The sequence below is a fragment of the Streptomyces sp. NPDC040432 genome, from assembly GCF_055595445.1.
The window spans coordinates 43,789-60,317 of sequence record NZ_JBVIVP010000010.1 but is presented as its reverse complement, the minus strand read 5'-3'; the positions used below and the strand labels follow the sequence as shown (position 1 = coordinate 60,317).

Below are 16,529 nucleotides of genomic sequence, written 5' to 3'. Positions count from 1 at the left end.
CGTGGCCGGTCATGATCGGACCGTGACCCGGAAGGGTGTTGGAATTCACGGAGTCGTGGCACCATCCCGGAGACAGTGACAAGTTACTGATGAATAGTCAGATCTGATGTCGGGTGAGGCACCCGACGTCCGGTCGGACTCGGGGCGCCTGGGGGAGCCATGGGGACCGTGAAGCGAGCGTCGCGTCGGCACGGGGCGTCGGCCCTGACAGTGCTGTGCGCGATGGCGATACTGGCGGCCCCCGCGATCGCCGGGGGCACCGCGTACGCGGCCCCCGCCACCCCCGTCCCGTCCCCCGCGCCCTCGGCGCCGGCAACCCCGCCCGCGGCGCCCGGCACCAAGTCGCTGGAGGAGATCCGCAAGGACATAGAGGGGCTGTACCGGCAGGCGGGCAGCGCCACGGACGCGTACAACCTCGCGGAGAGCGAGACCAAGGCCCAGTCCGAGCGGATCGTGGAGATCGCGAAGCTGGTCGTGGCCGGCCAGGACCGGATCTCCGGCCTGAAGTCCCGCGCGGGCGCCGCGGCGCGCGCCCAATACCGCTCGGGCGGCCTGCCGCCGGGCGCGCAGCTGGCGTTGAGCGACAGCCCGGGCCAGTTCCTCGACGGGGCGAACCGGTTGCGGCAGGGCGAGAAGGCCACCACGGACCTGCTGTCCGAACTGAACCGGACCCAGGCCGACTTGGAGCGGTACGCCAAGGACGCGGGAGCGCTCTGGCAGAAGATGGAGGAGAACCGGGCCAAGCAGGAAGCCGCCAAGAAGGAGATCGAGGGGAAGATCAAGGCGGCGGAGGAGCTGGAGAACAAGCTGGAGGCCGAGGAGAAGGCCCGGCTGCTCCAGCTGGAGCAGGAAGCCCAGTACAAGGCCCAGACGCAGTGGCTGTCGACGGGCGCGTTGAAGGACGCGAAGGGTTCGGCGACGGACGCCGGGAAGCGGGCCGTGCAGTTCGCGACGGCGCAGATGGGCAAGCCGTACGTGTGGGGCGCCACCGGCCCGGGCTCGTACGACTGCTCCGGCCTGACCTCCCAGGCCTGGCTGGCGGCGGGCAAGGCCATCCCGCGCACCTCGCAGGAGCAGCTGCGGTTGCTGCCGAAGGTGGCGATGAAGGACATACGCCCCGGTGACCTGATCATCTACTGGGACGACGCGAGCCACGTCGCCATGTACGTCGGGGACGGCGCGATGATCCACGCGCCCCGCCCCGGGCGGAACGTGACGATGGCGGGCGTCGGCTCGATGCCGATCAAGGCCGTGGTCCGCCCCGACGCGTAGGCCCCGGCCGCGTGAGGGTGTTCGGCGTCACGCGCGCGGGGTCCTGCCGGGACCCGGCGCCCGGAAGTGTGCGGCATCACGCACAAGAGCGGTGGGAGGGGCGCGGATCCGGGGTGTGGGACGTCACGTACGGCGGTCCGACCGGGGTTTCGACCGTGGGGCGCGGGTCTCGGTGAGCGGGGCGGGGTTGTGGGGGTTCCGTGACGTTGGTCATCCATCGGCCCGCTTATCCCCCGCGATAACGGCATATGACGGAGGCCCTCCCCCGAACCGCCATTCCGTTCGCCGCCACCCGCCCGCTAGGGTCGGCGCATGAGCGCACCCTCGGGGGGAGGGAAGGAACCGGAGACGATGTCCGTACCCGTACCGCGGCAGCGGAACACCCCGCCCGTGGAAAGCGGTCCGGCGGTTCTTTCCGTCACCCCCGCGACGCCCGGCCCGGGCCCTGCCCCCATGCCGGCCCCCACACCGGCCCCCGCACCACAGGCGTCCCTGACCCTGCTGGTGATCGAGGACGACCCCGCGGGCGGACTCACCGTCCCCGAGATCCTCGACGCCGACGGGCACCGCATCCGGCTGCGCAGCGCCCGCAACCTCACCGAGGCCGCGCGACTGCTCACCCCCGACGTGCACTGCGTGCTGCTCGACCTGTCGCTGCCCGGGGCGGACACCGAGGACGGTCTCGCGACCCTGCGCCAGGTGCTGCGTCTGGCCCCGCGCCACGCCGTCCTCGTGCTGACCTCCGAGGCGGACGCCGAGCGCGCAGCCGAGGCCGTCCGCGTCGGCGCCCAGGACTTCCTCCTCCGCGACGAGCTCGACGGCCGGCTCCTCAGCCGCGCCATCCGCTACGCCGTGGAGAGAAAGCGGGCGGACACCGCCCAGTACAAACTTGCAGAATCGAAACTGCGGGCCCAGGAGAACGCCCGCCTGGAGCGGGGCCTGCTGCCCACTCCCCTGCTGGAGGGCTCCGACCTCCGCTTCGCCGCCCGCTACCGGCCCGGCCGCAGTCGGGCCCTGCTCGGCGGCGACTTCTACGACACCGTCCGCACCCCCGACGGCACCGTCCACGCGATGATCGGCGACGTCTGCGGCCACGGCCCGGACGAGGCGGCCCTCGGCGTCGAGCTGCGCATCGCCTGGCGCGCCCTGACCCTGGCCGGCCTGTGCGGGGACGACCTGCTCTCCACGCTCCAGGAGGTGCTCGAAGTGGAGCGCCCCTGCGAGGAGATCTTCGCGACGCTGTGCACCGTGGACATCGCCCCGGACGGCCGCCGCGCGGGTCTGTGCCTGGCCGGGCACCCCGCCCCGCTGATATCCCGGCCGGGTCGACCGGCGCGGCTCCTGCCGTACGAGAACAGCGGCCCGGCGCTCGGCCTGCTGCCCCGCGCCCGCTGGCCCCGCCGCCAGGTCGAACTGGGCGGCACCTGGAGCCTGATGCTCTACACCGACGGCCTGATCGAGGGCCACATCGGCGAGGGCAAGGAGCGCCTCGGGCAGGACGGCATGGTCGAGATGATCAACCGTCACCTGGACCGCGGCCTGACCGGCGAGGGGCTGCTGGAGGCTTCCGTGACGGAGGCCCGCCGCCTCAACGGCGGCGAACTCACCGACGACGTCGCCGTCGTCCTGCTCTCCCGCAACGAGGGCTGAGCAGAACCGGACCGGAGCCCGACCGGAGCAACGGACCGGAGACCCGGGCGGCGGGACCGCCGGCCGACCGACGGCCGCGCGCACGCGCCGCCGGCGGGCCGTCACCGCCTCCCGCTACCGGCCACCGTTGTACGGCCCGTACGGGCCGTCGCTGCTGCTGCCCCCGCGACGCTTGCCGCCACCCGTGACCTGCTTGAGCGCGGGGCGAACGTCGACGAAGAAGACGATGGTGGCCACCAGGCCGGCGATCTGCAGGAAGAGCATCGCCAGGAGGAAGTCCACCAGGACGGTGACGCCCAGGATGACCAGCCAGAAGGTCTTCGTCTGCTTGTCGGCCGCCGTGTAGGCCTGCGCGCTCGGCATCAGCGCCATGACGAACGCCACGACGGCGAGCGCCAGCATGGCGTAGCCGAACAGCGGGAGCACCCCTTCGTCGAAACCCTGCATGAGCATCGTCCCAACCGCCTTTTCCCGTCCGGCACGCCTGACTCCACGCTACCGCCGGAGCCGTCTTCCCAAACGACAACGAACCGGGCACCCCTCAGGTGCCCGGTCCGAACCCGTCTATCAGGCCTCGCCGCCGGCCGTCGCGGCAGCCTTCTTGGCCGTGCTCTTGCGGGCCGTGGTCTTCCTCGCGGCGGGCTTCTCCTCGGCGTCGGAAGCCTTGGCGTCGGAAGCCTTGGCCTCCTCGGTCCGGGACTCCGGCGCGGGCTCCGCCTTCTGCGCGGGCTCCGTCTTCGGGTCGGGCTCCACGACGTCGGCCAGGTCCACGATGTCGTCGGAGATCTCGCCGCGCCACGCCCGGACGGTCTGCTCGCCGTGCACGGCGACCTTGTCGTAGGTCTCCTTGGCGCGCACCGCGTACTCGGCGGCCACGCCGACGCCGCGCAGCGCCAGGTCCTGGGCGGTCTCGCCCAGCTTCTTCGGGTCGATCGCCCCGAAGACCTCGGCGACCTTGGCGGTGACCGCCTCCTGCGCCTCCTTGGCCTTCCCCTGGACGACCTTCGGGTCGGTGTTCACGACGGCGTCGAACCGCGCGGGGGCCTCGGCGCGGAGCTGCTCGATGAGGCCGGGCACCTTCTTCGCCTGCTGGACGGCGAGGTCGGCGGTGCCCGCGGCGAAGTAGAGGGGGGTGGGGTCGGTGAGGGTCTTCTTCAGGTCATCGGCGATGGCCATGTGCTGGTCCTCCCGGATCACAGTCGGTTCGTAGGGGGCAGGTCCCCGTCGTCGGCAATGGCACCGGAGTCCGCTGCCGGGCCGGGGGCCGCGTCGGCGGCCGCCTCGACGTCCAGCGCGTTCTCCTTGCGGAACGAGTCGTAGATCTGGAGCAGCACCTGCTTCTGCCGCTCGTTGATCGACGGGTCGGAGAGGATGACGGCTCGCGTCTCCACCTCGTCGCGGTCCCGTTCGTCCAGGATTCCGGCCTGCACGTACAGCGTCTCCGCGGAGATCCTCAGCGCCTTGGCCAGCTGCTGGAGGATGTCCGCGCTCGGCTTGCGCAGCCCGCGCTCGATCTGGCTCAGGTACGGGTTCGACACCCCCGCCGCGTCGGCCAGCTGCCGCAGCGAGAGCTGGGCCTGCCGCCGCTGGTCGCGGAGGTATTCGCCGAGGTTTCCGACGTTGAGCGATGCCATGCCCCGATCCTGCCGCACCCTGCTAACTATTGCAAGCGCCTGCTTGCAATAGCGCGCACCCTGCTCGGGGACCGGGCCCGCGTGGGATGCTGGGGGCGTGAATCTGGAGGATCTCGCCCGGCTGCGGCGGGCCCGGGACGCCATGGACCGGGAGTACGCGCGGCCGCTCGACGTGCCGGCGCTCGCCCGCGTCGCCCTGATGTCGTCCGGGCACTTCTCCCGCAGTTTCCGGGCCGCCTACGGCGAGACGCCGTACGGATACCTGATGACCCGCCGCATCGAACGGGCGAAGGCGCTGCTGCGGCGGGGGGACCTGAGCGTGACGGAGGTCTGCTTCGAGGTGGGCTGCACCTCGCTCGGCTCGTTCAGCTCGCGCTTCACCGAGTTGGTCGGCGAGACGCCGAGCGCCTACCGGGCCCGCTGCCACGACGCGGGCGCCGCGATCCCCGCCTGCGTGGCCAAGGTCGCCACCCGCCCGGCCAGGACCGGCGGACCGGCCCGGAGCGGTGCCGCCGGCGGGAACCGCGAACCGGTCACGAACGGAGAAGCGGGAACGGGCGGCGGCTCGTAACGTCGAGGGCATGACCATCAAGCTCTCGCAGTGTTTCATCGCCGTCGACGACCACGACAAGGCGCTCGCCTTCTACCGTGACGTCCTCGGCATGGAGGTCCGCAACGACGTCGGGTTCGAGGGCATGCGGTGGGTGACCGTCGGGTCCCCCGCGCAGCCGGACGTGGAGATCGTCCTCGAACCGCCGCTCGCCGACCCCAACGCCTCCGCCGCCGACCGGCAGGCCATGGCGGAACTGCTGGCCAAGGGCATGCTGCGCGGCGTCATCTTCAGCACCGACGACGTCGACGCCACCTTCGAACGGGTCCGGGCGGCCGGGGGCGAGGTCCTCCAGGAGCCGGTCGACCAGCCGTACGGCGTACGCGACTGCGCCTTCCGGGACCCGGCGGGCAACATGCTCCGGTTCAACCAGCCCCGAAAGCGGTAGCCGACCCCACCTGCGACGGCCCTTCCCGGGGGTCGCCACCGGCTCGACGTCGGCGACAGGGCCCGGTACCCACCTTTTAGTGGGTACTTGGCATGCCCCCGCGCCCGGGCCAGGCTTGTTCCGGGCGGCCACGAGGGGCCGCCCGGAAGCGGGCCGGGAAGAAGAGCGGGGGCATGCGCGTGCGGCGGAAACGGGGGATCAGGAGGCCGGGCGTTCCCCGGCGGCCCCGGTGAGCCGCTCCAGACGGCGGTGGCCCCAGTCGGAAACCGGGGCCAGGGCCTCGGAGAGCTCGCGGCCGAAGTCCGTCAGCGAGTACTCGGGCACGGCATCGACGCGGGCGTGATGCGCGCCGCCGAGGGCATGGCCCGCCGCGCCGTCGGGCTCGGCCACGGGACGGACGGTTTCGTCCGGATCGCCGAGGTCCTCGGGCGTCGCTGAGGCGGCCGGCGGGGCGGCCCGTGGGGCGGTGAACCGGCCGGCTCAGAGCTCCAAGGACCTCAGGTCGAGCTCCTTGAGGCGCCACGGGTCGCCGACATCCCCCCGGCCCGGTGCCCTGGGGCCTGTCGTCAAAGTCCCGTTGTCGCCCGGAGGGCGGCCTTGCCGGACACCGCGAGGCAGACGGGAGTTCGACGACAGGTCCTAGCCCACCGGCGCCCGCCCGATCACCACCGTCGCGTACAGCTCCTCCGAGGTGACCGCCCTGACCGCGAGCCCGCCCGACGTCAGGGCGGAGGCCGTCACCGGCGACTGTCGGGCACTGGTCTCGATCAACAAGTGCCCGCCGGGGGCCAGCCACCGCACGGCGTCCGCGGCGACCCGCCGATGGACGTCCAGGCCGTCCGCGCCCCCGTCGAGGGAGACGAGCGGCTCGTGGTCGCGGGCCTCCGACGGCATGAAGCCGATCTCCTCCGTCGGCACGTACGGGGCGTTGACCACCAGCACGTCCACCCGCCCCCGCAGCTCCGCCGGGAGCGCCGCGTACAGGTCGCCCTCCCAGACCGAGCCCCCGTACGGGGCCACGTTGCGCCGCGCGTACGTCAGCGCCGCCGGGTCGATGTCGGCGGCGTGCAGCTCCACACCGCCCGGGATCCGGGCGGCGACGGCCGCGCCCAGGGCGCCGACCCCGCAGCACAGGTCCAGTACGACCGCTCCGGGCCGGGTCAGCGCCACGGCCTCCTGCACCAGGAACTCGGTGCGCCGGCGCGGTACGAACGCCCCCGCGCCGACCTGTACGCGCAGCCCGCCGAACTCCGCCCAGCCCACGACGTGCTCCAACGGTTCCCCGGCGACCCGGCGGGCGACCATGCCGGCCAGGTGTCCGTCGTCGGTGGCGGCCCCGACCAGCAGGTCCGCCTCCTCCTCCGCGAACACGCAGCCGGCGGCGCGCAGGCGTTCCACGATCGATGCCACGGATGATTCGGTCCTCTTCGGTCGTCGGGTGCGGGCGTCCGGGCGGACGTCCGTACGCATGTCCGTACGGATGTCCGCGCGGGCGGTTCAGAAGACGTCCGGGCACCACGGCCGGCGCGCGGTGCGGAACACCTTGTCCGCGAGGGCCAGGGCCCCGGGCCGCTCCTCGGCCACCTCGCCCAGCGCCGCCAGCCGGACGGCCGAGGCGTCGCCGAGGTAGAGGCTGCCGAGCGCGGCGGCGTCGAGCCTCAGATCGGCGGGTTCCTCCGTACGGGAACAGGTGCCGGCGCCCGCGTCGAGGCGGTAGCGGCCCGCCGCCGGGCCGCCGGGATCGGCGACCTCCAGGACGAGCACCCCGGGAACCTCGTACGTCCGCGCGGCCAGTGCCCGTACGACGTCCAGCACCCGCACCCACAGGAAGTCGGCGGCGGTCACCAGCGCGGCCGCGCGCGGGTCGGGCAGCAGCTGTGGGAGGAGGTCGTCGGGGGCCCGGTAGCCGGTGCGGACCCGGGTCACCCAGTCGACGGAGCACAGGAAGTGCCACAGCGCCCGTTCCGCGGCGGGGGTGAGCGCGATCAGGTCGCTGACGCGCAGCGTGTTCTGCGGGGTCTTCGCCGCGGTCCAGTGCTCGTCGGCGCGGTAGCCGACGAGACCGGCGACCTCGCCCTCGGCCGTCCGGTACACGGCGTGGAACTTGTCCTTGTAGGGGGAGTGCGACATCGCCTGCGCGCCCGTCGCCACGTCCCACCAGCGTGCGTCCCGGTCGACCACGCCGTGCGCGGTGGCCCGCAGCCGTTCGTGCAGGGCCGGACCGATCCGCCGGACCTCGGCGGCGTCCACCAGGTCGATCCGGCCCCCGTCGGCGGGGGCGGACAGCCGACGGTCGAGGCCGGTGCGCGGTACGTCGATCTCCCACTCGCAGAGGGAGGTCGCGGGGCCGAAGCCGTAGCGCCCGTAGATCGGGTACTCGGCGGCGATGAGGGTGGCCAGGACGTCACCGCGCTCCCGGGAGGCCGCCAGCTCGGCGGCCATCATGCGGGTCAGCACGCCCTGGCGGCGATGGGTGGGCAGCACGGCGACGGAGGAGATCGCGCTGCACGGGATGACGGCGCCGCCCGGGACGGTCAGTTCCTGGGCGAAGGACCGGAAGCTCGCGACGCAGCGGCCCGTGTCCCGGTCGAAGGCGCCTTGGAGGCGGGCCAGGTCACTGTGCTCGGCCCGTTGGGCCACGTCGGTTTCCGTCACCCGGGTCGCGGTGAGGAAGCCGGTGTTCAGGGCCTGCAACCAGTCGGGGATCTCGGACGCGGTGATCGGGCGGACGTCAGCGCTCATAACGGCTCACGCTAACCGCCCCGGCGGCCGGGGTCGCCCGAATTACGCGCCGCCCACCCGGCCGGGGCGCGGGCCGGCCCGCGCGGGACCGGCGCGCACGGCCCCACCCGGGAGGCGTCCCGTACCGCCCCGGGGCCGGGCGTCGGACCCGGCGTCAGGTCCCGGCGTCACCCGCGGGCGACAGCCCTTAGGCCAGCAGGTCGTCCACCTGTGCCTCGCCCTCCCGGTAGCGGCGGGTGATCTCCGCGCTGGAATCGTCCGCCAGCCGCTGGAGCTGCTGCCGGCGCCGCGAGACCTGCTGTTCGTAACGGACCAGACGGCCCATCGCGTCGTGCAGTTCGGCATCGGTGCGGGCGTCCAGGTCGGACAGCTCCACCTCGGAGAGCATCTCGGCCGCCAGGAGCCGGAACTCCTCGTTGTGGGGGGTGCCGAGCGTGACGTGACGGGCGGACGGCCGGCGGCTCGACGGCGCGTCGGCGAGGATCTCGGACAGCCGGTCGACCACCGGCGTCTCGGGGTCCGTCCGGCGGGCCAGTTCGGCGCGCAGGATGTCGATGCGGCCCTGCAGGAGTCTGCGTACGTAGCTCAGGTCGGCCTCGTCGCGCTGCGCGTCGCGGCGCAGCGCGCGCAGCTCCGGCAGGCCGAGCGCGGTGGCGGCGCCGGTCAGGGGGTTCGTGCCCTGGCCGTCGCCGGTGCGCTGTGCGGGGGGTCGCCCGGCGGCGGGCGACGCGAGTGACGCGGGTGCAGGTGCGGAGGTACCAGAGGTGTTCATCGTTCGTATCCGTCCCCTCGACCGGTGCTGGGGGCACCGCCTGCGTGCATCGTGCCACTCTCCGTGGTGTCGACGCAGTCCCACTGCACCCGTTCGGCCCCGGACGGGTGCACGCCTGGTACACAGGTGGTATGCGAGCAGTGGTGCAGAGGGTGGACGGCGCGAGCGTGATCGTGGCCGGGGAGACGGTCGGCGAGATCGTCGGCGAAGGGCTGTGCGTCCTGGTGGGGGTGACCCACGACGACACCCCGGAGAAGGCCGCGGTGCTGGCGCGCAAGCTGTGGTCCGTACGGATCCTGGAGGCGGAGAAGTCCTGCAGCGACATCGACGCCCCGTTGCTGGTGATCTCCCAGTTCACGCTCTACGGGGACGCCCGCAAGGGCCGACGCCCCACCTGGAACGCGGCCGCGCCCGGCCCGGTCGCCGAGCCGTTGGTCGACGAGGTCGTGGCACAACTGCGGGCGCTGGGCGCGACGGTGGAGACGGGCCGGTTCGGCGCGGACATGCGGGTCTCGCTGACCAACCACGGCCCGTTCACCATCGTCATCGACGTCTAGGCGCTACGGCGCCACGACGACCTCCTGCGCGGCGGCGGTGGTCCCGACGAGCAGCGGGGCGTCCACGGGGACGTTCCGCTTGACCAGGGCGAGGGCGATCGGGCCCAGCTCGTGGTGGCGCACCGCGGTGGTCACGAAGCCGAGCTGACGTCCCTCCTCGCCGTCCGCGGCGAGCCGGACGGGCGTGCCGTGCGCGGGGAGGAGTACCTCGGAGCCGTCCAGGTGCAGGAAGACCAGCCGGCGCGGCGGCTTCCCCAGGTTGTGGACGCGGGCGACGGTCTCCTGGCCGCGGTAGCAGCCCTTCTGGAGGTGGACGGCGGTGCCGATCCAGCCCAGCTCGTGCGGGATGGTGCGGTGATCGGTCTCCTGGCCGACGCGCGGCCGGTGCGCCTCGACGCGCAGGGCCTCGTGGGCGAGGAGGCCGGCGGCCGGGCCGTGCGCGGCCGCGAAGGCCTCCAGCCCGTCACGGGGGAGGAAGACGTCGCGCCCGTGCGGGGTCTCGCGCACGGCGAGGTCCTTGGCGATCTCGGTGATCGAACCGGCCGGGAGGTGGACGACGGCGAAGTCGGCGGTGCGGTCGGCGACTTCGACGCGGTAGAAGAACTTCATGGCCTCCAGGTAGCCGATCAGGGCGTCCTGGGTGCCGGGCTCGACGTGCGCCCAGGTCGTCTCCCCGTCGTCGACGAGGTAGAGGGCGTGCTCGATGTGGCCGTTCGCGGAGAGGATCAGCGCCTCGGTCGCCTGGCCGGCGGGGAGGTCGGTGACGTGCTGGGTGATCAGCAGGTGCAACCAGCTGAGCCGGTCCGCCCCGGTGACGGTGACGACACCGCGGTGGGAGAGGTCGACGAAGCCTCGGCCGTCGGCGAGGGCGCGCTGTTCGCCGTAGAGCTCTCCGTAGTGGGCGGCGACGCCCTCGTCACGGCCTTCGGCCTGTACGGCGCCGGGGAGATGGAGCAAGGGGCTGCTGGTCATGCCACCAAGCCTACGACCCCGCCGGCGCGGCGTCCGGGGCGCTCCCCGGGGTCAGGGCAGCTCGGGGCGGGCGTCCGCCGCGCGGCGGGCGGCGCACTCCTCGCACAGCCCGAAGATCGCGAAGTGCTTCATGTCGGTCCGGAAGCCGAAGTCGGCCCGCAGCTTCGCCGTGAACTCGGCGGCGACGTCCAGGTCCGCCTCGATCACCCCGGTGCAGTCCCGGCACACGAGGTGGATGTGGTGGTGCCGGTCGGCGAGGTGGTAGGTGGGGGCGCCGTGCCCGAGGTGGGCGTGCGAGACCAGGCCCAGCTCCTCCAGGAGCTCCAGGGTCCGGTAGACGGTCGAGATGTTCACCCCGGAGGCCGTCCTGCGCACCTCGACGAGGATCTCGTCCGGGGTGGCGTGTTCCAGGGCGTCGACCGCCTCCAGCACAAGCTGTCGCTGCGGTGTCAGCCGGTATCCGCGCTGCCGCAGGTCGCTCTTCCAGTCGGTGCTCACCACCCGGCCAGTGTAAGCGCGCGAAGGGGACCGCGGTCGAGTCCGCGGTCCCCTTCGTTTCGTACGACTGTCCGCCCGGACGGCGGCCGGCGCGAGCCGGCCGACGGCTCAGCGGAAGAAGGCGATGCCGTCCTCCGGGAGCTCCGGCAGGTTGCGCGCCATGTCGGCGATCTCCTCCGGGGTGACGACCTTCTTCAGCTGCGCCGACATGTACGGGCGCAGCTCGACCTCGGGCGTGGCCTTCTCGCCGACCCACATGAGGTCGCTCTTCACGTACCCGTAGAGGCGCTTGCCGCCGCTGTACGGGCCGGAGGCGGCCGTGCGGGCGACCGCGTCCGTGACGACGTCGATCTGCGGCTTCTGGTGGGCGAGGTCGCCGTACCAGACCTCGACGACGCCCTGGTCGCGGACCATGACGATCTCGACCTTGCGGTCCGCGTCGATGCGCCAGTAGCCCGACTCGGACTCCAGCGGGCGCACCTTGTTGCCCTCGGCGTCGAGGACCCACGTGTGGGAGGTGTACTCCAGGAAGTCCCGGCCGTCGTGGCTGAAGACGACTTCCTGGCCGAAGTTGCACTTCTCCTCGCCGGGGAAGTCGAAGACTCCGGCGCCCTCCCAGTTTCCGAGGAGGAAGGCGAGGGGGACGAGGCCCGGGTTCAGGTCGGAGGGGATCTGGATCATGGTTGGCTGCTCAGGCGATCTGTTCGAGGGGTTCCGGGGTGGTCGGCTGCTCGGACGCTCAGCGCTGACCCTGGTACAGCTTCTTGACGGCCAGGACCGTGAAGGCCATGACGCCGACGCAGACCAGGACCAGCAGGGAGGTGAAGACTGCCTCAAGCACGGGGTGCTCCTCGGGAGGATTCGATGGCGGGGTACGGGCCGGTCCCCAAGCCTACTGGCCCGCGGACCGGCGCACTCTGCGAGGTGGCCGTACGCCGTCCGGCGGGTCAGCCCAGCAGCTGGTGCTGGAGGATCACCGTCTGGTGGAGCGGGACGGCGGGCACCTCGCCCTTGCGGGTCTGCAGGATCACGGCCCGGAGGTCGCCGGACTGCACGCACGCGGCCCTGACCTGCTCGTCGCCGACCGGCGCGGATTCCTCCAGGACGGTCACGCCGGTGGTGTCGGGGGCCTGCTGGTCGACCTTGGCCTTGCCCCAGACGCTGTCCGCCTCGATGCGGTTGACGCCGCTGAGGTTCATGTCGGCGCCGCAGCCCGGGAAGGCGTCCGCGAAGCCGGACGAGTGGAATCGCAGCAGGTAGACACGGGTGCGGGTGCCGTCGGGGGTGGTCCAGCCGCGGCCCACGATCTGGCGCAGGCCGTCGTTCGCGAGGCCTTCCTTCAGCTTCTCGCGCGCGGTGCCCTCGTACTCCTCCATGAGGGTGTCCACGGTGACGACGGAGTCCTTCTCCAGCTTCAGCCCGGGGTCCGGTACGGAGCCCTTCGGCGCGGGCAGCAGCAGCTGGGTGAGGCCGGCGTAGTGGGTGCCGTCCTCGTTGTCCGCGGCGAAGGGCAGCGGGGCACCCGGCGGCAGCGTCGGCTTGGCCAGGGTCGGGTACTCCCAGCGGCCGTCGTCGAGCGTGGCGAGCCCGGGGAGGTCGGTGCGGTCGGGCTGGACGAGACCGTACGCGGCGCCCGCGCCGGCGGCGGCGAAGACGAGCACGGCGGCGCTCCACCGCAGGAACGCGAACAGCTTGCGGCGGTCCTTGGCGGGCGGCGCGGGGGCGGCCGGGGCGGCGTCCGCGTCGACGGGGGTGACCGGGGCCGGGGCCGGGGCCGTGTCCGCGGGGGTTACCGGGGCCGGGGCCGGGATCGCCGGGGCGGCCGCCCCGGTGGCCGGCGGCTCGGTGGCGGCCGGCGGCGGGGTGGCCGGGGCCGGGGTGGCCTGCGGAATCGTTTCCGCCGGGTCGGTGTGCTGCTCGGTCACGCGGACTCCCCGGGGGACTTCAGGTGGCGCAGCTGCCTCGTGAGGAAATCGATCGCGTCCGTGGTGTAGAAGCCGGATCTGGGGCCGTAGGCACGGAAGTCGACCATCACGTCGCCTTCGACGGCGATGCAGTACATGGACTCGATCTTTTCCTTCTTCTCCTCGCCCACTGCCACCAGCGCGCACTTGGCGTCCGGGTAGCCCTCCACCTTCGGGGCGTCGCGTTTGTCGCCGACGATCTCCAGGAACGCCTTCGAGGCCCCGGCGAAGGAGTTCACGGCCTTCGGGTCGGCCTGCAGGATCCTCACCTCGACGGTCAAGTTGCCGGCCCACTTCGTGTAGGTGCGCCCCGCCCGGCCCTTGAGGTCGAGTTCGGCCAGCACCTCGTCACGCTTCTTGCGCTCCGCGGTGGACAGCCCCTTGCGGATCTCCTTGAGTCCCTCGACGGCCTGGGCGCCCGAGACGACGAAGTCGTTGCCCTCGCTGCCGAAGTCGGGTCCGAGTTCGTAGCTCGACGGCACCGGCAGCAGCTTGGCCGCCATCTCGTTCGCGGGCACGCTCGGCGGCTCGGGCGCCTCGCGCGGCTCCGTCCCGGCGGCGGCCCAGTAGGCGGTGGGCGCGCTGCGGTCGGCGTCCTCCACGGTCGCGGACGCCCAGACCCCGGAACCCACCAGGACGGCGAGGCTGAGCACGCCGACCACCAGCGGTCCGACCTTGACGCGGCTCCCGGTCGGGGCGTCGGGGGCGGCCACCGTGGCCCGAGCCGGTGTGGGCTCCGTCGCCGAGGGAGTGGCGGGGGCGATCGGATCCGTCGTCGTGTCGTTCGTCGGCTCGGTCACAGTCGCTCCAGCTGTCGCTTGGCCAGGTCGATGACGTTCGATTCGGCGATGTTTCCGCCCCGGTTGTCGTTGTAGAAGATCTCCAGGAGCACGTCACCGCGCCGGACGAGGGCCCGTGAGCTGCGGTACGCCTCGTAGCCCGGCTCCTGCTGCACCTTCGAGTCCACCCAGGCGTGACCGAGGTCGTCGGGCACTCCGGGAACGGACACGCCGGGATTGCCGGCGCGCCGCGCGCTCGACATGCCCGCGCTGTAACCCTGCAGGTACCCGTCCGCGCTTTCGCGGTCCCTGAACTGAATGAGCCGGACGGTGACGTAATAGCGGTCGTTCGTGGACCACGAGGTCAGCGCGATCCGGCGAAGGCCGCCCGTGACGAAGTCCCGCAGGGCCTCTTCCGGGTTCTCGTACCCGGCCGCGAAGTAGTCGAGGGACTCGTAGCCCGGCGATTCCTGCACCTTCGCGCCCGGCGGCGGCTCCAGCAACAGCTCCGTCAGGTCACCGTCACTCTTGTGCCAACGGTTGGCGTTGATCGACTTGAGCGTCGTCGTACCGTCCGCGGCCAGCGGCTTCGGTGTGTCCAACTCCCGCTGCGCCAGCGGGGGCAGGGGGGTCGGTTCGCGGTGGTACTGGATCGCGTAACCGGTGACCGTGCCGGCCAGGGCGCCGAGGACGAGCGCGGAGGCGATCAGGAGCGCCGTACGCCCGCGCCGGCGGCGCCTCGGGGAGTTTTCGGCGGGTGCGTCGTCCGAATTCGCGGCCGGAAACTCCGAAGTGCCTGATTCCGGCGCCTTCTCCCCCGGTATGGGCAGCTCGGGCACGGTCTGTTGTTGTTCCAAGGGAGGTCCCCCCACAGGACTGAGGCGCCGGGTGGTTTACCCGCGCACAGCCAAGACGGACCTCGACCGGAAGTAGTTGTACCGAACCCTTATTACGTTTTTATATAGGCGGGTTTCATTCGTCCCGACGCCGCTTTCCGTCCAGTTCGTCCCACCATTCGTCCGATTTCCGATCGCCGGAGGGGTCGTCCCACCAGCGGTCGTCGGGGCCGCGCCGGTTGGCGACCATCGCGGCGACCGGCGGGATCACCATGGCGACCACGCAGAGGGCCACCGCGGCCTCCACCGACCACAGGCGCACGAAGGACCAGGCGGAGACGAACAGGAACAGGCATCCGCCCATGAGCAGGAAGTAGGCGCGTCGGCGCCGGGCGTACATACCTCCAGGGTAGGTCCGCGGCGACGCGAACGACCCCGCACGGACGACCCGGTACGAGCAGCTCGGTGCGGGCGACCCGGCACGAACGCCCCGGACCGACGCCCCCGGACGGCACGAAGGGCCGCACCCCGTTCCAGTGGCGTCCAACCCCCGGGGGTGCGGCCCTTCGGCCGGTCAATCGTCGTGCCGTGCGGTGCTCAGACCGCGATGGCCACGTCCGTCACGCCGCCGGACTCGGCGACCACGACGTTGCGGTCGGCCGTGCCGCCCGGCACGAGCGCGCGCAGGGTCCAGGAACCGGTGGCCGCGTAGAAGCGGAACTGGCCGGTGGCCGAGGTCGGGACCTCGGCGGTGAACTCACCGGTCGAGTCCAGCAGGCGGACGTAGCCGGACACCGGCTCGCCACCCTTCGTGATCTGGCCCTGGATGGCGGTCTCACCGGGCTTCAGCGTCGCGAGGTCGGGCCCGCCGATCTGTGCTCCACACATGTTCTCTGTCCTGTCCTGGAGAGGTACTGCTACTGGCTGATGGGTGCCCTGCGCGCCCGGCAGGGTTACTTGTTGGGGCCGAGCTCGATCGGCACGCCGACCAGCGAGCCGTACTCGGTCCACGAGCCGTCGTAGTTCTTGACGTTCTCCTGGCCCAGGAGCTCGTGCAGCACGAACCAGGTGAGCGCGGAGCGCTCACCGATGCGGCAGTAGGCGATGGTGTCCTTCGCCAGGTCGACCTGCTCGGCCTGGTAGAGGGCGGTCAGCTCTTCGTCCGACTTGAAGGTGCCGTCGTCGTTGGCGTTCTTCGACCACGGGATGTTGCGGGCGCTCGGGATGTGTCCCGGGCGCTGCGACTGCTCCTGCGGAAGGTGCGCCGGCGCGAGCAGCTTGCCGGAGAACTCGTCGGGCGAGCGGACGTCGACCAGGTTCTTCGTGCCGATCGCGGCGACGGCGTCGTCACGGAAGGCGCGGATCGAGGTGTCCTGGGCCTTGGCCTTGTACGTGGTGGCCGGGCGGTTCGGGACGTCCTTGCCGTCGACCAGGTCGCGGGAGTCGAGCTCCCACTTCTTGCGGCCGCCGTCGAGGAGGCGGACGTCCTGGTGGCCGTAGAGCTTGAAGTACCAGTAGGCGTAGGACGCGAACCAGTTGTTGTTGCCGCCGTAGAGGACGACGGTGTCGTCGTTGGAGATGCCCTTGGCGGAGAGGAGCTTCTCGAAGCCCTCCTGGTCCACGAAGTCGCGGCGCACCGGGTCCTGGAGGTCGCTCTTCCAGTCGATCCGGACGGCGTTGGTGATGTGGTTCTTGTCGTAGGCGGACGTGTCCTCGTCCACCTCGACGATGACGACGTCGGCGTCGTTCAGGTGGGCCTCGACCCAGTCGGCGTCTACGAGGACGTCGCTGCGGCTCATGATGTTCTCCTCCGGGGCAGTGTGCGGCGGGGTGGTGCTGGTGCTGCTGCGGGGCT

At 72.1% G+C, this 16,529-nt stretch carries 20 protein-coding genes and 2 pseudogenes; 6 read left to right on the top strand and 16 right to left on the bottom strand.

What is annotated here, in order from left to right; genetic code table 11:
- The first annotated feature begins 159 nt into the window (after positions 1-159).
- Together ACZ58N_RS21490 and ACZ58N_RS21485 are read left to right on the top strand one after the other, a co-directional pair.
- Positions 160-1,272, top strand: a complete 1,113-nt coding sequence (locus ACZ58N_RS21490) for a C40 family peptidase (protein WP_471162187.1) — start codon at positions 160-162, stop codon at positions 1,270-1,272.
- A 351-nt stretch (positions 1,273-1,623) separates the two neighbouring features.
- Complete coding sequence (locus ACZ58N_RS21485) at positions 1,624-2,922, top strand: PP2C family protein-serine/threonine phosphatase (protein WP_471162610.1); 1,299 nt, start codon at positions 1,624-1,626, stop codon at positions 2,920-2,922.
- A 114-nt stretch (positions 2,923-3,036) separates the two neighbouring features.
- Here the strand turns inward: ACZ58N_RS21485 and ACZ58N_RS21480 are convergent, their stop codons facing one another.
- The 3 genes from ACZ58N_RS21480 to ACZ58N_RS21470 form a co-directional block, all read right to left on the bottom strand.
- Entirely contained in the window at positions 3,037-3,375 is a 339-nt protein-coding gene (locus ACZ58N_RS21480; RefSeq protein WP_471162184.1) for a DUF2516 family protein, read from the bottom strand.
- 114 nt (positions 3,376-3,489) lie between these two features.
- Entirely contained in the window at positions 3,490-4,098 is a 609-nt protein-coding gene (locus tag ACZ58N_RS21475; RefSeq protein WP_471162181.1) for a hypothetical protein, read from the bottom strand.
- Positions 4,099-4,115: 17 nt separating this feature from the next.
- A complete protein-coding gene (locus ACZ58N_RS21470) occupies positions 4,116-4,556 on the bottom strand; it encodes a helix-turn-helix domain-containing protein (RefSeq protein ID WP_471162178.1) in 441 nt (146 codons plus the stop codon).
- Between the two features lie 142 nt (positions 4,557-4,698).
- On the opposite strand from ACZ58N_RS21470, the gene ACZ58N_RS21465 reads away from it, so the two are divergent.
- Both ACZ58N_RS21465 and ACZ58N_RS21460 read left to right on the top strand, forming a co-directional pair.
- The gene (locus ACZ58N_RS21465) at positions 4,699-5,127 is read left to right on the top strand and encodes a helix-turn-helix transcriptional regulator (protein ID WP_471162608.1); all 429 of its coding nucleotides are present in this window, start codon (positions 4,699-4,701) and stop codon (positions 5,125-5,127) included.
- Positions 5,128-5,137: 10 nt separating this feature from the next.
- Positions 5,138-5,554 carry a VOC family protein gene (locus ACZ58N_RS21460; protein WP_471162175.1) on the top strand — a complete coding sequence of 139 codons (417 nt, stop codon included), beginning with the start codon at positions 5,138-5,140 and terminating at the stop codon, positions 5,552-5,554.
- Between the two features lie 198 nt (positions 5,555-5,752).
- Here the strand turns inward: ACZ58N_RS21460 and ACZ58N_RS21455 are convergent.
- A pseudogene (locus ACZ58N_RS21455) lies at positions 5,753-5,872 on the bottom strand (winged helix-turn-helix transcriptional regulator); the annotation flags it as partial.
- Here ACZ58N_RS21455 and ACZ58N_RS21450 point away from each other — a divergent pair.
- Positions 5,873-5,992 (top strand): annotated as a pseudogene (locus ACZ58N_RS21450) (imine reductase family protein); the annotation flags it as partial.
- Positions 5,993-6,193: 201 nt separating this feature from the next.
- Here ACZ58N_RS21450 and ACZ58N_RS21445 read toward each other — a convergent pair.
- The 3 genes from ACZ58N_RS21445 to ACZ58N_RS21435 form a co-directional block, all read right to left on the bottom strand.
- Entirely contained in the window at positions 6,194-6,964 is a 771-nt protein-coding gene (locus tag ACZ58N_RS21445; protein ID WP_471162172.1) for a putative protein N(5)-glutamine methyltransferase, read from the bottom strand.
- 87 nt (positions 6,965-7,051) lie between these two features.
- Entirely contained in the window at positions 7,052-8,296 is a 1,245-nt protein-coding gene (locus ACZ58N_RS21440) for a GNAT family N-acetyltransferase (protein ID WP_471162169.1), read from the bottom strand.
- A gap of 187 nt (positions 8,297-8,483) precedes the next feature.
- Positions 8,484-9,068 carry an RsiG family protein gene (locus tag ACZ58N_RS21435; protein ID WP_471162166.1) on the bottom strand — a complete coding sequence of 195 codons (585 nt, stop codon included), beginning with the start codon at positions 9,066-9,068 and terminating at the stop codon, positions 8,484-8,486.
- 131 nt (positions 9,069-9,199) lie between these two features.
- Between ACZ58N_RS21435 and dtd the strand changes: the two genes are divergently transcribed.
- Positions 9,200-9,625, top strand: a complete 426-nt coding sequence (dtd, locus tag ACZ58N_RS21430; protein ID WP_389705089.1) for a D-aminoacyl-tRNA deacylase — start codon at positions 9,200-9,202, stop codon at positions 9,623-9,625.
- Between the two features lie 3 nt (positions 9,626-9,628).
- On the opposite strand, the gene ygfZ is transcribed toward dtd, so the two are convergent.
- From ygfZ to ACZ58N_RS21385, 9 genes are all read right to left on the bottom strand, one after another.
- Positions 9,629-10,597, bottom strand: coding sequence for a CAF17-like 4Fe-4S cluster assembly/insertion protein YgfZ (gene ygfZ / locus ACZ58N_RS21425; protein WP_471162162.1), 969 nt, complete (start codon positions 10,595-10,597; stop codon positions 9,629-9,631).
- 51 nt (positions 10,598-10,648) lie between these two features.
- A complete protein-coding gene (locus ACZ58N_RS21420) occupies positions 10,649-11,098 on the bottom strand; it encodes a Fur family transcriptional regulator (RefSeq protein ID WP_471162159.1) in 450 nt (149 codons plus the stop codon).
- Positions 11,099-11,203: 105 nt separating this feature from the next.
- The gene (locus tag ACZ58N_RS21415; RefSeq protein WP_471162156.1) at positions 11,204-11,776 is read right to left on the bottom strand and encodes a heme-binding beta-barrel domain-containing protein; all 573 of its coding nucleotides are present in this window, start codon (positions 11,774-11,776) and stop codon (positions 11,204-11,206) included.
- 266 nt (positions 11,777-12,042) lie between these two features.
- The gene (locus ACZ58N_RS21410) at positions 12,043-13,020 is read right to left on the bottom strand and encodes a hypothetical protein (protein WP_471162153.1); all 978 of its coding nucleotides are present in this window, start codon (positions 13,018-13,020) and stop codon (positions 12,043-12,045) included.
- Positions 13,017-13,859: a hypothetical protein gene (locus ACZ58N_RS21405; protein ID WP_471162150.1), complete on the bottom strand. Its 843-nt coding sequence runs from the start codon at positions 13,857-13,859 to the stop codon at positions 13,017-13,019. Before ACZ58N_RS21405 ends, ACZ58N_RS21410 begins: the two co-directional genes overlap by 4 nt.
- Positions 13,856-14,695 carry a hypothetical protein gene (locus ACZ58N_RS21400; RefSeq protein ID WP_471162147.1) on the bottom strand — a complete coding sequence of 280 codons (840 nt, stop codon included), beginning with the start codon at positions 14,693-14,695 and terminating at the stop codon, positions 13,856-13,858. The genes ACZ58N_RS21405 and ACZ58N_RS21400 overlap by 4 nt, the downstream gene beginning before the upstream one ends.
- A 115-nt stretch (positions 14,696-14,810) precedes the next feature.
- Positions 14,811-15,074, bottom strand: coding sequence for a DUF3099 domain-containing protein (locus ACZ58N_RS21395; RefSeq protein WP_388896092.1), 264 nt, complete (start codon positions 15,072-15,074; stop codon positions 14,811-14,813).
- A gap of 197 nt (positions 15,075-15,271) precedes the next feature.
- A complete protein-coding gene (locus tag ACZ58N_RS21390; RefSeq protein WP_471162145.1) occupies positions 15,272-15,562 on the bottom strand; it encodes a DUF1416 domain-containing protein in 291 nt (96 codons plus the stop codon).
- Between the two features lie 65 nt (positions 15,563-15,627).
- The gene (locus ACZ58N_RS21385; protein WP_471162143.1) at positions 15,628-16,473 is read right to left on the bottom strand and encodes a sulfurtransferase; all 846 of its coding nucleotides are present in this window, start codon (positions 16,471-16,473) and stop codon (positions 15,628-15,630) included.
- Positions 16,474-16,529: the final 56 nt, after the last annotated feature.

Bases quoted from the DNA above. Each gene is read 5' to 3' on its own strand.
- ACZ58N_RS21470 (WP_471162178.1), bottom strand. From the start codon at position 4,556: ATGGCATCGCTCAACGTCGGAAACCTCGGCGAATACCTCCGCGACCAG.
- ACZ58N_RS21415 (WP_471162156.1), bottom strand. From the start codon at position 11,776: ATGATCCAGATCCCCTCCGACCTGAACCCGGGCCTCGTCCCCCTCGCC.
- ACZ58N_RS21480 (WP_471162184.1), bottom strand. From the start codon at position 3,375: ATGCTCATGCAGGGTTTCGACGAAGGGGTGCTCCCGCTGTTCGGCTAC.
- ACZ58N_RS21390 (WP_471162145.1), bottom strand. From the start codon at position 15,562: ATGTGTGGAGCACAGATCGGCGGGCCCGACCTCGCGACGCTGAAGCCC.
- ACZ58N_RS21485 (WP_471162610.1), top strand. From the start codon at position 1,624: ATGTCCGTACCCGTACCGCGGCAGCGGAACACCCCGCCCGTGGAAAGC.
- dtd (WP_389705089.1), top strand. From the start codon at position 9,200: ATGCGAGCAGTGGTGCAGAGGGTGGACGGCGCGAGCGTGATCGTGGCC.
- ygfZ (WP_471162162.1), bottom strand. From the start codon at position 10,597: ATGACCAGCAGCCCCTTGCTCCATCTCCCCGGCGCCGTACAGGCCGAA.
- ACZ58N_RS21395 (WP_388896092.1), bottom strand. From the start codon at position 15,074: ATGTACGCCCGGCGCCGACGCGCCTACTTCCTGCTCATGGGCGGATGC.
- ACZ58N_RS21490 (WP_471162187.1), top strand. From the start codon at position 160: ATGGGGACCGTGAAGCGAGCGTCGCGTCGGCACGGGGCGTCGGCCCTG.
- ACZ58N_RS21465 (WP_471162608.1), top strand. From the start codon at position 4,699: ATGGACCGGGAGTACGCGCGGCCGCTCGACGTGCCGGCGCTCGCCCGC.
- ACZ58N_RS21440 (WP_471162169.1), bottom strand. From the start codon at position 8,296: ATGAGCGCTGACGTCCGCCCGATCACCGCGTCCGAGATCCCCGACTGG.
- ACZ58N_RS21475 (WP_471162181.1), bottom strand. From the start codon at position 4,098: ATGGCCATCGCCGATGACCTGAAGAAGACCCTCACCGACCCCACCCCC.
- ACZ58N_RS21385 (WP_471162143.1), bottom strand. From the start codon at position 16,473: ATGAGCCGCAGCGACGTCCTCGTAGACGCCGACTGGGTCGAGGCCCAC.
- ACZ58N_RS21460 (WP_471162175.1), top strand. From the start codon at position 5,138: ATGACCATCAAGCTCTCGCAGTGTTTCATCGCCGTCGACGACCACGAC.
- ACZ58N_RS21435 (WP_471162166.1), bottom strand. From the start codon at position 9,068: ATGAACACCTCTGGTACCTCCGCACCTGCACCCGCGTCACTCGCGTCG.